This window comes from Psychrobacter sp. CX97, from assembly GCF_057396285.1.
Genome location: NZ_JBXYJE010000003.1, coordinates 15,371 through 28,507, shown reverse-complemented (window position 1 = coordinate 28,507; position 13,137 = coordinate 15,371). Strand labels below are relative to the sequence as shown.

The following is a 13,137-nucleotide window of genomic DNA, read 5'->3' as shown; positions in this document are numbered from 1 at the left end:
TCTTATAAAAAGATATTTCATAGAAGTTCAAAAATTGCCACTGAAAGCACAAAACAAGGAATGATTATGAGTAATCAAGTTGATGACTGGCACAAATTAGCAAGTTACGATACCAATATTCAGGGTGAATTGCATGCCAACTTATTGCGAAATAATGGGATCCCTGTATCGATACAAGCACTAAGCGCCATACCTGGAATGAACTCAGGAGCCGTCTTATGGGTACAAAGCGCAGACTTAAAAAAAGCAACACAACTCTTAGACAGTATTGATGTCGAACACGTTAATGATGCTAAAAATGGATAAGGGGTAAGCAATCTATGTGTCAACTCCTTGGTATGAATGCCAATACGCCAACCGATATTGGGTTTAGCTTTGCAGGGTTCCGCAAGCGCGGCGGTAATACAGATCATCATAGTGATGGATTCGGTATTGCCTTTTTTGAGCCAAGTTTGTGTGAGAACAATGGTAATGATCCCGCTCAAAATCGAGGGAAAGGCCTACGCTTGTTTCATGACGATAAGGCCAGTTTTGAATCACCCATTGCAGAGCTGGTAAAAAATTACCCAATCAAAGCATTGAATGTGGTGGCGCATATACGTAAAGCAACTCAAGGACATAACTGTTTAGCGAATACACATCCTTTCGTCAGAGAGGTGTGGGGTGAACAATGGGTGTTTGCGCATAATGGACAGATGAATGATGGCTTTATACAGCGCTGTCAACGCCTGCAGGATAATGGAAATGCTACTCATTGTCGGCCCGTAGGAACAACTGATTCTGAAGTGGCATTTTGTTATCTCATCAACCGTTTAAAATCCACATTTAAAACTCGCCCACCAAACGACGATTTATTTAAATTCTTAACGGCTCAATGTCGCTATTTAGCCGCTAATGGGCTATTTAACTGCTTATTATCCAATGGCGATTGGCAATTGGCTTATGCAAACTCTCTGTTATTTTATTTAACCCGTAAAGCACCATTTGGTAATGCTAAGCTTGCTGATGAAGACTTAGCAATAAATTTTGGCGACGTGACCACTGATAATGACAAAGTCACTATTATTGTGACCATACCCTTGACAGAAAACGAAAAGTGGCAACAGCTCGCAGTAAATGAATGTTTAATATTCCGAGATGGCGAGATTATTTATCAGGATACACCGAGTCAGCGTAAATATTTGACTATAGAAGAAGGCGTTGCTATTGCCAAAGACGTAGGGGCAAGTGTTTAATGACCTCGATATTAACTCTAAATAAACGTCCCACAGCAGTGCTTGAACTTATCTCCTGACCCACAAATACAAGGTTGCTTTTGCGTCAACCTCATTCTTACTGTCGGGTCTAAAAAGTACCAGTACCACTTTGGGTCTGCTGCACTAGGTTTGGCTTTAACGAATACTGACAGCTCATGGTGGGCTAATATCTCTCTGCTTAAATCAAGTTTATTATTAGTCTCATCATTATGAGAACCCTCATGATAATATGCTTTGAACTCCACCTGTGCATGCCGTTTACCTACCTTTGGCAGGTACTGTAATACCTCCAGACCTGCCCACCGTGTCTTTGCTGCCCAATCAATGATCTCTTTTTTGTCCAGCAGATGCTGTTGGGCTGGTAACGTCGTCTGTACAATGAAGTCAGACCGTTTTAATACGAAAGCTGAATATCGAGAGCGCATAAGCTGTTCAGCTGTTTCAGCAGGCTTAACCCCTTTATGTAATGGGTAACAACAATCAGTATAGAGTTGCTGCTTTAACTCAGACATTAACGTTTGGCAGGGACAAATGTTCATTGGCATCTCTTGACACTCTTTGACTAACTCACTTTGAATGAGGAATGCTTTAACCGATTATCCCTAGAGCCGCAAAAAGCCCACATCGTCTTTAAGATAATGTGGGCTTTAAACAGGAATAAAGAAATAATATTAAAACACTAATATTTTTTAGTATAACTTACTTCTTCTTCCATGTTTGGCTTCGAGAGAATGGACCTAGATGTCCTTTCAACTTCAAGCTATTACCGTTCAAGTTAGCCGTTAGCCGGTAAGTTTTGCCATTTTCGGGATCAGTAATTTTACCACCGCTATATTTTCCACCACCATCTGCTTTTAGGCCTTTGATAACTGTAGAGCCAACATGTTTACCAGTCTTAGTAGACACAATAGTTCCAGTCAATACACCACCAGACTCAGTAATTTTAACAATGGCTTTTGGTTGTCCATTATCATATGTTTGCCAATTAGTATTGGCAAGCGGATCTGCTGCCATAGCTACGGTTGCTACGCCTAATACAGAGAGGGCTAAAACGGATTGATTTAATAACTTCATAAAGAGATTCCTTTCAAAATAAAATAAACAACCTAATAGTAAGTCCTAGCTTGGTTATTTATCATCAAATTATATCATGCCAAACTGATTGAATATTCGTCTTCAATGTTGAGTCTATTGCCTTTCAGTTCTACTTGCAGAACTTATCTACTTGCAGAACTTACCATGCGTTAGACTCTATACTAAAACTAAACGTATTATAAAACTATATAGATAGGCTTAGAATAGGTTTAGAATTTCTAAAAGCGACATGTGTTCTATTCTAATTATAACGATAAGTTTGTAGAAAGCTAGACATAATTGAGTCAAATATTGCACTTACCTTGTTTAATGGTATTAATTATGAAAATGGATTCTTAACCATTTTGACACTGTTGCTCTGTTCAAGCATATCTTCGCCCTGCTGCATAGTTGAATCGTGACTTCGTTCTTGAGAGTTATTTGAGCTCCCCTTATTTAGGCTATCACTCAGTTCACTGACTATATTAGTAAATAGCCTTTGTAATCTTTGCGCATGCTCTAGCCCAGTTTGAGTTTTGACGATATCAATATCCCCATAAACCGTGACTTTATCAGTTTGATTTTCGATAATGAGCTCACCTACTTGCATGCTTTGATGATCATTCTTGAATGGCTCAAACATAACGTAACCCTCATTCATTTATATATAAGCACTGGTCATTTTTATTTCTGTGGCTAGACCAATCTATCCTGCATCATCGCACATCATATTATGGGTATGCATAATCTACCTTGATATAATGTTATTTGCTAGCCAATGTAACACCTCAATAAAAAGTCTTAACCACAAAGGGGTTTCTTTACTGTCCAAATCACTTTGTCTTTCTCTCTCTTCGCCGATATAAACCGGTAAAAACAGGGTAGTAGATTTTGCTTCCATACTAACCGCTGGAAACGCATCTATCCCTGTTCGCAGTGCTAGCTCGTCCAAGCTGATGACCTCTATACGCTCAGTGCTATCATTTGGCGTATAGTAGGCGGCAGCTTCACCTATTTTGGGAATATAAATCGCTTTAAATACATGTGTCGGTACCAGAACACGGCCGTTTAGCGATTTAACGCTCTCACCGATATAAGCAACACCAGTTATCACATATATCTCTCCATGTTTTTTAGCTAAATATCGAGTCATAGACTCTATATTACGCCATACGTAGCGATTGTTTTCTGGTACTTGTGGAATGATATTAGCAAGGCTAAAACTGTCATACTGCTGATTAAGATTAGCCATATCTGCATTTGGTGCAAGATGACCACGATCATAACCTGACCCTTTATAATCAGCTAATTGTGACCTTTTTTTACTGGGTATGCGACTCTCTATATGAAAACTATCCTCTCTTGGGAGGGTATCTGCTTGAGAGAGTCTATCTCGAGTTAAATGTTCAGCTGACCATAATGGCGTACGAGAAATACCAGAGTAGAGTGTCGCAAAGCCATGAAAGCATAGTGCTTCACTTTGAATCAATAGCTTTGGTTCAATGTAATCTGGTTCAGTAGCCTCATAAAAATGCTGATTACAATCACTAAAGCCCTCCGCCCATGCGATAACTGAAAGAAAAGGGGGTATCATGAGAACCACTAATAATCGACAAATACTCGTCAGCACCTGCCCTGTTTTTTTAATTTGAGATTTATATTGTAACATCAGAAGCTGCGCTCTAATTGAGCGCGGAATAATACTATTTTTAAACACTATTTGAGTTAACCTTGAACCTCCTAAGAGGTTACCTTTGGAGCAGAAACATGAAGCAAAAATACTTTTGCATAGGAAGGAGAGTAATAAAAAACGCTATGCTACCAATGACTACCTAGTGTGTAAAGTGTATAAGCAAAATTTACGACAGAGATGGTCGTCTAAAGTCAAAATAATAGAGTAGAAAATAAGCCATACCAATCTAATAAACAAAAAGATCAAGGTATTGATGACAATGAGCCTACCTTTGGTTATACTATACGCCCTAAACGGTGAAGTGGCTGAGTGGTCGAAAGCGCACGCCTGGAAAGTGTGTATACGTTAATAGCGTATCGAGGGTTCGAATCCCTCCTTCACCGCCAATTTTATTCTCATATCCTGCACCCCTCTCACAAACTCCGAAAACCTAACTATATCAAGGCTTAAGCGCGAGGCTTTTATGTCTTGACTTCGTCATTATTTCTATTAAAACCGACCTAACCTTAATAACTTAACTGAACTTACCTAATCCAATTGAGCAATATGAACGATGCTATTGATCAACCATTGGTAGGGAATTTGGTAAAGACTAATGAGCGGCTTATTAGGCTGGGAAACTCATACTACTATAAGTCGAATAAATTCGCTGACTCTAGCTTGAGTTTTTTATTTTAAGTTAGGTATACCCCAAATTTTATCTTAGAAAAGGGCGGGTTTTGGCTAATTTGAGTAATTTGGCTAACTAAAGCTAACTAAAAAGGTACTGGACTTTCCCACGCCATCCATGCATTCATAGTAGGGTGCTTCAATCGCAGCTTATGGGCATGCAAATTTAAGCGTGATGACAACTGTAAAGCTTCACCTTCAGCGTAAATTGGATCCCCTATAATGACATGTCCCAAATGCACCATGTGCACACGCAGTTGATGACTACGTCCAGTCACAGGATGCAATGCCACACGAGTGACAGGTTTGCCATGCCGCAGTTCATGATGAAGGACTTCATAATGGGTAAGCGCGTGTTTTTTCCATTTAGGATCTACGACATGTTTTGGCTTAATACTTGGTTCATAACGCACAGGAATATTGATGTCGCCTTTCTTTCCCGGTGTGGCTAATGTACCCGACACCACTGCCTGATACTCTTTTTGCGGAATGCGCTCGATAAACTGCTTGCTGATATGTGTTTGAGCCGCCTTATTTTTAGCAAAAATCATTAATCCAGATGTATCCATATCTAAGCGATGAATAAGCTTCACATCAGGATTGACACGCGTCAGCCTTGACAATAAGCTTACGCTAAGAGTCTTACCATCGGTACTCAAAAGCCCCGCAGGTTTATCAATGATTAAAACATCGTCATCTTCATATAACGTAATATTGTCTAAGAAATCTTTGAAAAACGATTGTCCATATTGAGTTTCTTCAAAGTTTAACTTATCAATAATCTCTGGGGATATTACCATAATAAATCGCTAAAATAATTGGGTTTTGAAAGTTTATATGCCTCAAAGTTTGACTAAAAGCTAAACCTGATTAAAATAATAGAATTGCCCACTGAGTATACCATCAATCATACTGATACCAATCATTAACCATATTTAACTGGCTAAAAACAAATCATAGGGAAATAAATGCTAATATAAGGATAAGGTAAATTGGTTATCTCTTATTAGTTTTTTGCAAACAACCTATTTATTTAACACAGTTATACTTTAATATGAATTTGATACGCCCATCATTGAACACTCACAAAAGGATAATATTATGTCAGATTTAATCGTCAACTCTTCAGATGCTAATTTTGAACAAGATGTTCTGAAAGCAGATACACCTGTATTAGTCGACTTTTGGGCAGCGTGGTGTGGCCCCTGTAAAGCCATTGCTCCAGTTTTGGAAGAACTCGCTGATGACTATAAAGATAAAGTAAAAGTCGTTAAAATTGATGTGGATGACAACCCTGAAATTGCTAGCCAGTTTGGTATTCGTAGTATTCCCACAATAATGATATTTAAAGAGGGTGAGAAAGTTGACATGGCTATGGGTCTACAGCCTAAAGACCAGTTAGTTGCTTTGATTGATAAACACGCTTAATTTTCGCATTCCGCGATCTCTTCGCTGCACTAGATTCTATGTATAAAACGGCTGTCATTTTGATAGTCGTTTTATGCTTTATAATGTCCGAATATTTTATCTGAATTTATCCGGTTATTTTGACCTTTTATTAAAAACAGACTATAAATTAAGGGTAAAGTGGTCAAATAACCCAATGTGCCTGTTAAAAACTAATAAAATTATTGACAGAGCAAGGTTAAACACCGTATAGTTTGACTTCTTAATAGGCCTGTTGTCACAGTGCGGGGTTTCATTTAGAATTGTCTATATATCTTATTCCTCATTCGATGTATTGAACGTTGCTTATTAGCTCGTATTTTTTAATTCATCACTCGTACTTCAATAATTATTTCACAGTTCATTCGCTATTTTTTAGCCCTAGTAATGGCTAGTACGTGTTATGAGTTATACGTAAAAAAGTTGACAACCCAATTGTTCTTTCTTGCATCTTAGTATGCTCTATCAATACTCGTTAAACATACCTTAATTGATTGTGATTTTTTAATTGGCTTAATGCTTATTATTAAGGGAAACCCTTATAGAAACCTTAATTTTACTAAGTAAGCACCCTGTTTGTACGGTTCATCTTATTCTGTAACCGACATACCAATCAGCCTATATACACGATTATTATTTTAATATGTGGCCTAGTTGTATTACCTGACAGCGGTAAAGATCTTTTTACAGCATGCAATGACTTTGATTTATTAAAATCAGTATCTATGTGACTAATTTTTTAACCCGACTTCAACGCTATATTGAAAGACTGCCAATTCATACCTTACCTATAAACAAATACCCATTAATCTATTTTCTATAGTTTCCTCTGTAATTCTGACGACTTACTATGACTCAACCTGCAAATGAAACCTCTATGAACTTAACTGAACTGAAAAAAAACTCCGTTTCTGAATTACTTAACATTGCTAAAGACATGGGGCTTGATAATCTGGCGCGTAGTCGTAAGCAAGATATTATTTTTGCAATCTTAAAGAAGCATGCCAAAAACGGTGAAGCGATTTATGGTGATGGTGTTCTTGAAGTCCTGCCCGATGGTTTCGGCTTTTTACGATCATCTGAAGGATCGTATTTGGCTGGACCTGATGACATTTATGTTAGTCCAAGTCAAATTCGGCGCTTTAGCTTAAAAACAGGCGATTCAATTGCAGGAACCATCCGTCCTCCAAAAGATTCTGAACGTTATTTTGCGTTACTAAAAGTAGGCGAAATTAACTTTGATACACCTGATCGCTCGCGTCATAAACTCATTTTTGAAAATTTAACGCCCCTGTTTCCTACTAAGCAGTTAAAACTTGAACTTGGTAATGGTACTACTGAAGACTTAACAGGCCGTATCATCGATTTGATTGCACCGATTGGTAAAGGTCAACGCTCGATTATTGTTGCCCCTCCAAAAGCAGGTAAAACTGTATTACTACAAACGATTGCCCAGTCTATTACCCGTAATCATCCGGAGTGTTACTTGATTGTCTTGTTAATCGATGAGCGCCCTGAAGAGGTTACAGAGATGCAGCGTACCGTACGCGGAGAAGTTGTGGCATCTACCTTTGACGAGCCCCCTCAACGTCACGTGCAAGTAGCTGAAATGGTTATTGAAAAAGCAAAGCGGCTCGTAGAGCATAAACAAGATGTGGTTATCTTATTGGATTCAATTACCCGATTAGCCCGTGCATACAATACCGTTATCCCGTCATCAGGAAAAGTGTTAACTGGAGGGGTAGATGCTAATGCTTTAGCTCAACCCAAACGATTCTTTGGTGCAGCGCGCAACATCGAAGAGGGGGGTAGCTTAACCATCATCTCTACCGCACTAATTGATACAGGTAGCAAAATGGATAGTGTTATTTTTGAAGAGTTTAAAGGTACCGGTAACCAAGAAATTACCTTAGAACGTGATCTGGCTGAGAAACGTATTTTCCCAGCAATTAACATCAAAAAGTCTGGCACTCGACGTGAAGAAAGACTTTTAGATGAAGAGACTCTGCGTAAGGTATGGATTTTACGCAAGCTTCTGCAGCCTATGGATGGGTCACAAGCAACTGAGTTTTTGCTTGATCGATTAAAAGAAGCCAAAACAAATGATGACTTCTTTGATCAAATGTCCAGTAAGTCAAAGAATTAAAGAAGGCTTCCGCAATAAAAAGACTGCTCTTGGGCAGTCTTTTTATTACTAAATTTTAGTGCGGATCTAATTTTAGTGCGGATCTAATATGATTAAGTTAATAAAATAAGCATGACTAAAGGGTTCGATAATAGGTAAATATAGACGTTAGACGTAAAAAGTTGTGCTCAACGAGATCAAAGCTTAGTAAAGTTATAATGGCTATATCCGCGCTATTAAATACTGCCACTAAACGTATCACAACTACGTATGTCACCTGAGTTTAACCCTTGGGTAAACCAACTCACACGCTGCTGACTCGTCCCATGAGTGAAATTGTCTGGTACAACAGCCTGACCTTGAGAGTGTGCTAAACGGTCATCACCAATTTGACTGGCTGCGTGCATCGCTTCTTGGATGTCACCCTCTTCTAGAAACTGCACACGTTTTTGATTCCGATTTGCCCACACTCCTGCATAACAGTCTGCCTGTAATTCTTGACGCACTGACAGCTCATTCGCTTGAGATTTAGTTACCTGACGGCGCGCTTCGTTTACTTTTTGAGACGTGCCTACCAGAGTTTGAACATGATGACCTACTTCATGTGCTATAACATAGGCTTGAGCAAAATCACCTGCTTTTCCTTGATTTTCACTCTCGCCAGAACCCTGCTGATCACCAGTTATCCCTAAATTACGACGCATTTCGGCAAAAAAACTGGTATCTAAATAAACGGTCTGATCGGAAGGACAATAAAAAGGACCTGTTGCTGCACTCGCACTACCGCAAGCAGAATTAACTGTACCATTAAAGACGACCAAAGATGGCTCTTTATAAGTACCGCCTAGCTCTTGAAAGACTTCATGCCACACGGCTTCAGTATCGGCTAATACTACTGATACAAACTGGCTATCACGGCTATTATCATCAAGTGGCTTCGTTTGAGATGACCCTCCTCCAGCAGTAACCGATTGACCTGCCTGGAAGGCTGACATTGGATTCATACCAAAAACAAGCCAAAGAATTAAACCAATAATAATACCTAAAATACCACCACCAGCAGCTTTACCACCGCTCATTCTAACATTTGCACTGCCTTTTCTATCTCGCCACTTCATAGTGCCTACCCCATACGATTACTAAAAAACAACCAAATTCCTTCTAAATACCAGTAGGTATAGTTTAGGGCTTAGATTATCATATTTACAGTAGTATTAACCATGGTGATGGTTAAATTACGTAGCGCTTAAATAAACATTTGCGAGTTAAAATCGTTACTTTTTGTATCAAGCATTAATATTGATATATTAATGATATATAATATGCCAATGAATTTTGGCTCAGCGATTACTAATGTAAAAGTTTAGTCAGGCGCATGTGTCAAATGATACTGCATTTTCTAATAATGAACTGCTTTTCAGTTCTATTTTGCTTTTTGGAGAAATATATGAAACTTAAATTAATCGCATTATCAGGTTTAATGGCTGCTACTATGGGTCTGGCCGCTTGTGACAGCAATAAAGAAAACGCTGTGGAAGATCTTAACGACGCTAAAGAAGAAGTGAAAGACGCTGCTGCTGAAGTACAAGAGGCTGCTGCTGAAGGCGAAACTGTTGCTAACGAACAAGCTGCTGTTGCTGATGCTGAAGCTGCTATAGATAAAGCAGAAGCTGCTGTTATGGCTGGCGATGAAGAAGCGAAAGAAGAGTCTAACACTGTGGCAACTGATCAAGCTGACGCTGCTGCTAATGAAGCTATGGGCGCAGCTGATGACACTGCAACTGCTACTACAGAAGAAACTAAGTAATATTGAGCAAACGCTAATATTATTCTATTATATTGGCTTATAGATTATATAATATTAAAAAAGAGAGCAATTGCTCTCTTTTTTAATATCAGTCGTTTTTAACGATTAAATATAAAGCGGATAAACATATTTATATGTTTACCAAACTATTAATCTGCTGTCCTTTATAGTTGTAGTCATTATTCTATCTAAATTCATTGATATTAGTTAGCAAGAGCCCGACTAATCTTCCACAAACTGTAATGCTTCAACTTGTTGACGCAGCTTTTGTCCTGCCTTAAAGGTTACGACACGACGCGCGGAAACCATAACCTCTTGTCCTGTTTTAGGATTACGACCTGGACGGCTTTTTTTATCTTTTAATACAAAATTACCGAACCCTGATAGTTTGACATCACGTCCTTCTATTAGATTTTCGGAGATTTCATCAAAAAATGAGTCGACAACCATACGTCCTTGTTGCCTAGTAAACCCTAAATTAGTAACAAGGTGGTCTACCATATCTGCTTTTGTTAATGTCATAACTGTGGCTTCCTTATCATCTGATATCCCTTTGATTATAAATTTCGCTCTTCCTGAGCGTAATAATGTTGCACCTTAAAAAATTTTCATCTACTGTGTCAGATAGCCATTAACTGTCACGAAGCGTAGCGCCGTGCTCGTCATGTAATGCTTTAATGACTTTATCCACTGCAGCGTTAACTACATCGTCTGACAATGTTTGATTTGCATCTTGCCATATTAAACCAAAGGCGACTGAACGTACACCTTCTGGCGTATTTTTGCCCTGATAAACATCGAATAACCAGTGATGTTGCAATAAACTTCCGCCAGCCTTGCTTATCGTTATAGATAAATCTTGCTTAGGTATATCTTTATCAACAAGTAATGCGATATCTCGACGCACTAGAGGGAATTTTGAGGGGGTGTTAATCTCACTCTCTGCACGATTTACTGAAAAAATGGGCTCTAGAGCAAGCTGTGCTACCCACGTCGTCGGTAAATCAAGCTGAGCAGAAACGCTAGGATGCAGCTGCCCCATCCAGCCTACGACCACACCATGCAACAATAGCGTAGCACTCTGACCTGGATGCAAAAATGCAAGGGTACTCCGCTCATAGGTCAGCTCAGAATCATCTATGTTATTAGGAAAGAGTTGCTCTACATCACGTTTTAAATCATAAAAGTCCATCAAACGATTGCTATGTGCTTGCTCAGGGTTGACTTCCCCAGTAGCAACAATAGCGATACTTGGCGTTTGCACAAGCTCACTCACAGTTGCACCGACAAAGCTCAGTCCTGTTTCAAAAAAACGCACACGCGTTTGCTGTCTATTTAAATTATGCTGCACACAAGGGATTAAGCTTGATAATAATGTACGACGCATAACTGCTAAATCAGCTGAAATAGGGTTGGCAAGAGGTAGTAAATTTCCAAGCGCATCATCACTTAAGATATTTTCATACTTCTCATCACTAAAGCTAAAGCTAATGGCCTCCATATAGCCTGCTTCTACCATTGCCAGCTTTAAGCGATACGTTAAATCTGCCGAATCATCATAGCTCATGTCTACACCGAGATTTGGCAAGGTACTTGGAATATTATCATAGCCATAGATACGGGCAATTTCTTCGATAAGATCTTCCTTAATCTCAATATCAAAACGATGGCTAGGGGGACGGCAGTTAAGTACAACGTTTCCATCCTGCTCGATTTCGTTAACTTCAATTTCAAGTTGCGATAAAATATCAATAATACGTTTTTTCTCAATATCAATACCAATAACTTCTGCAACTTTGGGCAAAGGGAGTTTAACCGCTGGGCGCTTAGGTAGCTGCTCAATACTCTCAATCACGGTTATATTACCCGCTTGGCCCTTAGTTACCCGACTGATTAAATTAACCGCACGGTTTAATGCAGTTGATGGTAGTTCAAAATCTACCCCTCGCTCAAAGCGCTGAGAAGCATCGGTATGTAAGCCAAAGCGACGAGCCCGCCCTGCAATAGCTATTGGATCAAAGAAAGCACTCTCCAATATAATATTTTTTGTGTCATTAGTAACGCTACTGCGTAGTCCACCCATGATACCGGCGAGTGCTAAGATACCTTCATCATCAGCAATGACCAACTCATCACCATGCAAGGTAATGTTTTGTTCATTCAGTAACTCTAATTGTTCGCCTTTATTGGCAATACGCACTGTAATAGCGCCAACGACTTTGTCAGCATCAAAAGCATGTATAGGTTGACCAAGTTCTAATAGGACATAGTTGGTCACGTCTACTAAAAAGTTATGCAATCTTTGTCCGCTATGCAATAAAGACTTTTGCATCCAATCTGGCGTCTCGACACTTCGATCGATATTCATTACTGGCTGAGCTAAATAACGTGGACAAGCGTCAGAAGCTTTAACAACAACGTCTTGAGTGGCATCAACCTCCCCTGCTTGAGCAGTAATATCTGGTGCTGCGATAGCCATACCGTTTAAAACGCCTATCTCACGTGCAATGCCACGCACACTAAAGCAATCACCACGGTTTGGGGTAATAGAGATGTCGAGTATTTTATTGTCCAAACCTAAGTATTCACGAATATCTGTACCAATTGGAGCATCATCCGGTAACTCAAACAGTCCGTCGACCACATCAGGCAAATCAATCTCAGAAGCTCCGCACAACATACCCTGAGACTCAATACCACGCAGTTTGCTCTTCTTGATTTTAAAACCTTTGCCATCTTCAGTTGGTAACTTAGCACCAATTGTAGCAACTGGCGCCTTCATTCCAACGTGCACATTTGGCGCCCCACAAACAATCTGAAGTGGCTCAGAAGTCGACCCAATATTAACCTTGGTGACTCGCAGTTTATCGGCATCAGGGTGCTGCTGAACATCTATCACTTCGCCCACAACCACACCACTAAACTCTGCTGCAACCGAGGCAATATCATCAATTTCTAGTCCTGCCATCGTTAACTGATTGGCAAGGGCTTGCGTATCATTATTGGGGTTTACCCAGCTGCGTAACCACTGTTCACTAATTTTCATAGAAGTCTCAAAAGGTATTCA

The 13,137-nt window shown here is 39.4% G+C and carries 13 protein-coding genes and 1 tRNA gene; 6 read left to right on the top strand and 8 right to left on the bottom strand.

Translation table 11 applies throughout. From position 1 onward, the window contains the following. Window positions 1-66: 66 nt before the first annotated feature. Window positions 67-306: a hypothetical protein gene (locus tag AC2SLL_RS03110; RefSeq protein WP_486530220.1), complete on the top strand. Its 240-nt coding sequence runs from the start codon at window positions 67-69 to the stop codon at window positions 304-306. 14 nt (window positions 307-320) lie between these two features. Beyond that, entirely contained in the window at window positions 321-1,235 is a 915-nt protein-coding gene (locus tag AC2SLL_RS03105; protein WP_486530219.1) for a class II glutamine amidotransferase, read from the top strand. 17 nt (window positions 1,236-1,252) lie between these two features. On the opposite strand, the gene AC2SLL_RS03100 is transcribed toward AC2SLL_RS03105, so the two are convergent. The 4 genes from AC2SLL_RS03100 to AC2SLL_RS03085 form a co-directional block, all read right to left on the bottom strand. Next, on the bottom strand, window positions 1,253-1,801 hold the full coding sequence (locus AC2SLL_RS03100; protein WP_486530218.1) for a YchJ family protein: 549 nt from the start codon (window positions 1,799-1,801) through the stop codon (window positions 1,253-1,255). A gap of 154 nt (window positions 1,802-1,955) precedes the next feature. After that, window positions 1,956-2,330 (bottom strand): DUF2147 domain-containing protein, encoded by a 375-nt coding sequence (locus tag AC2SLL_RS03095; protein ID WP_486530217.1) that lies wholly within the window; start codon window positions 2,328-2,330, stop codon window positions 1,956-1,958. Window positions 2,331-2,670: 340 nt separating this feature from the next. Then, a complete protein-coding gene (locus AC2SLL_RS03090) occupies window positions 2,671-2,973 on the bottom strand; it encodes a hypothetical protein (protein ID WP_486530216.1) in 303 nt (100 codons plus the stop codon). A 105-nt stretch (window positions 2,974-3,078) separates the two neighbouring features. After that, window positions 3,079-4,047 carry a DNA/RNA non-specific endonuclease gene (locus AC2SLL_RS03085; protein WP_486530215.1) on the bottom strand — a complete coding sequence of 323 codons (969 nt, stop codon included), beginning with the start codon at window positions 4,045-4,047 and terminating at the stop codon, window positions 3,079-3,081. Between the two features lie 271 nt (window positions 4,048-4,318). Here AC2SLL_RS03085 and AC2SLL_RS03080 point away from each other — a divergent pair. Continuing rightward, a tRNA-Ser gene (locus AC2SLL_RS03080) sits at window positions 4,319-4,409 on the top strand. Between the two features lie 369 nt (window positions 4,410-4,778). On the opposite strand, the gene AC2SLL_RS03075 is transcribed toward AC2SLL_RS03080, so the two are convergent. Next, the gene (locus AC2SLL_RS03075) at window positions 4,779-5,492 is read right to left on the bottom strand and encodes an RluA family pseudouridine synthase (protein ID WP_486530214.1); all 714 of its coding nucleotides are present in this window, start codon (window positions 5,490-5,492) and stop codon (window positions 4,779-4,781) included. Between the two features lie 301 nt (window positions 5,493-5,793). Between AC2SLL_RS03075 and trxA the strand changes: the two genes are divergently transcribed. Further along, entirely contained in the window at window positions 5,794-6,120 is a 327-nt protein-coding gene (gene trxA / locus AC2SLL_RS03070; RefSeq protein ID WP_486530213.1) for a thioredoxin, read from the top strand. A gap of 895 nt (window positions 6,121-7,015) precedes the next feature. Next, the gene (gene rho, locus AC2SLL_RS03065; protein WP_486530421.1) at window positions 7,016-8,284 is read left to right on the top strand and encodes a transcription termination factor Rho; all 1,269 of its coding nucleotides are present in this window, start codon (window positions 7,016-7,018) and stop codon (window positions 8,282-8,284) included. A 215-nt stretch (window positions 8,285-8,499) separates the two neighbouring features. Here rho and ypfJ read toward each other — a convergent pair whose 3' ends face one another. Continuing rightward, a complete protein-coding gene (gene ypfJ / locus AC2SLL_RS03060; RefSeq protein ID WP_486530212.1) occupies window positions 8,500-9,381 on the bottom strand; it encodes a KPN_02809 family neutral zinc metallopeptidase in 882 nt (293 codons plus the stop codon). A gap of 329 nt (window positions 9,382-9,710) precedes the next feature. On the opposite strand from ypfJ, the gene AC2SLL_RS03055 reads away from it, so the two are divergent. Beyond that, window positions 9,711-10,070, top strand: coding sequence for a hypothetical protein (locus AC2SLL_RS03055; protein WP_486530211.1), 360 nt, complete (start codon window positions 9,711-9,713; stop codon window positions 10,068-10,070). Between the two features lie 222 nt (window positions 10,071-10,292). On the opposite strand, the gene AC2SLL_RS03050 is transcribed toward AC2SLL_RS03055, so the two are convergent. Together AC2SLL_RS03050 and pheT are read right to left on the bottom strand one after the other, a co-directional pair. Then, entirely contained in the window at window positions 10,293-10,592 is a 300-nt protein-coding gene (locus AC2SLL_RS03050; RefSeq protein WP_486530210.1) for an integration host factor subunit alpha, read from the bottom strand. A gap of 109 nt (window positions 10,593-10,701) precedes the next feature. Further along, complete coding sequence (gene pheT / locus AC2SLL_RS03045) at window positions 10,702-13,116, bottom strand: phenylalanine--tRNA ligase subunit beta (RefSeq protein WP_486530209.1); 2,415 nt, start codon at window positions 13,114-13,116, stop codon at window positions 10,702-10,704. Window positions 13,117-13,137: the final 21 nt, after the last annotated feature.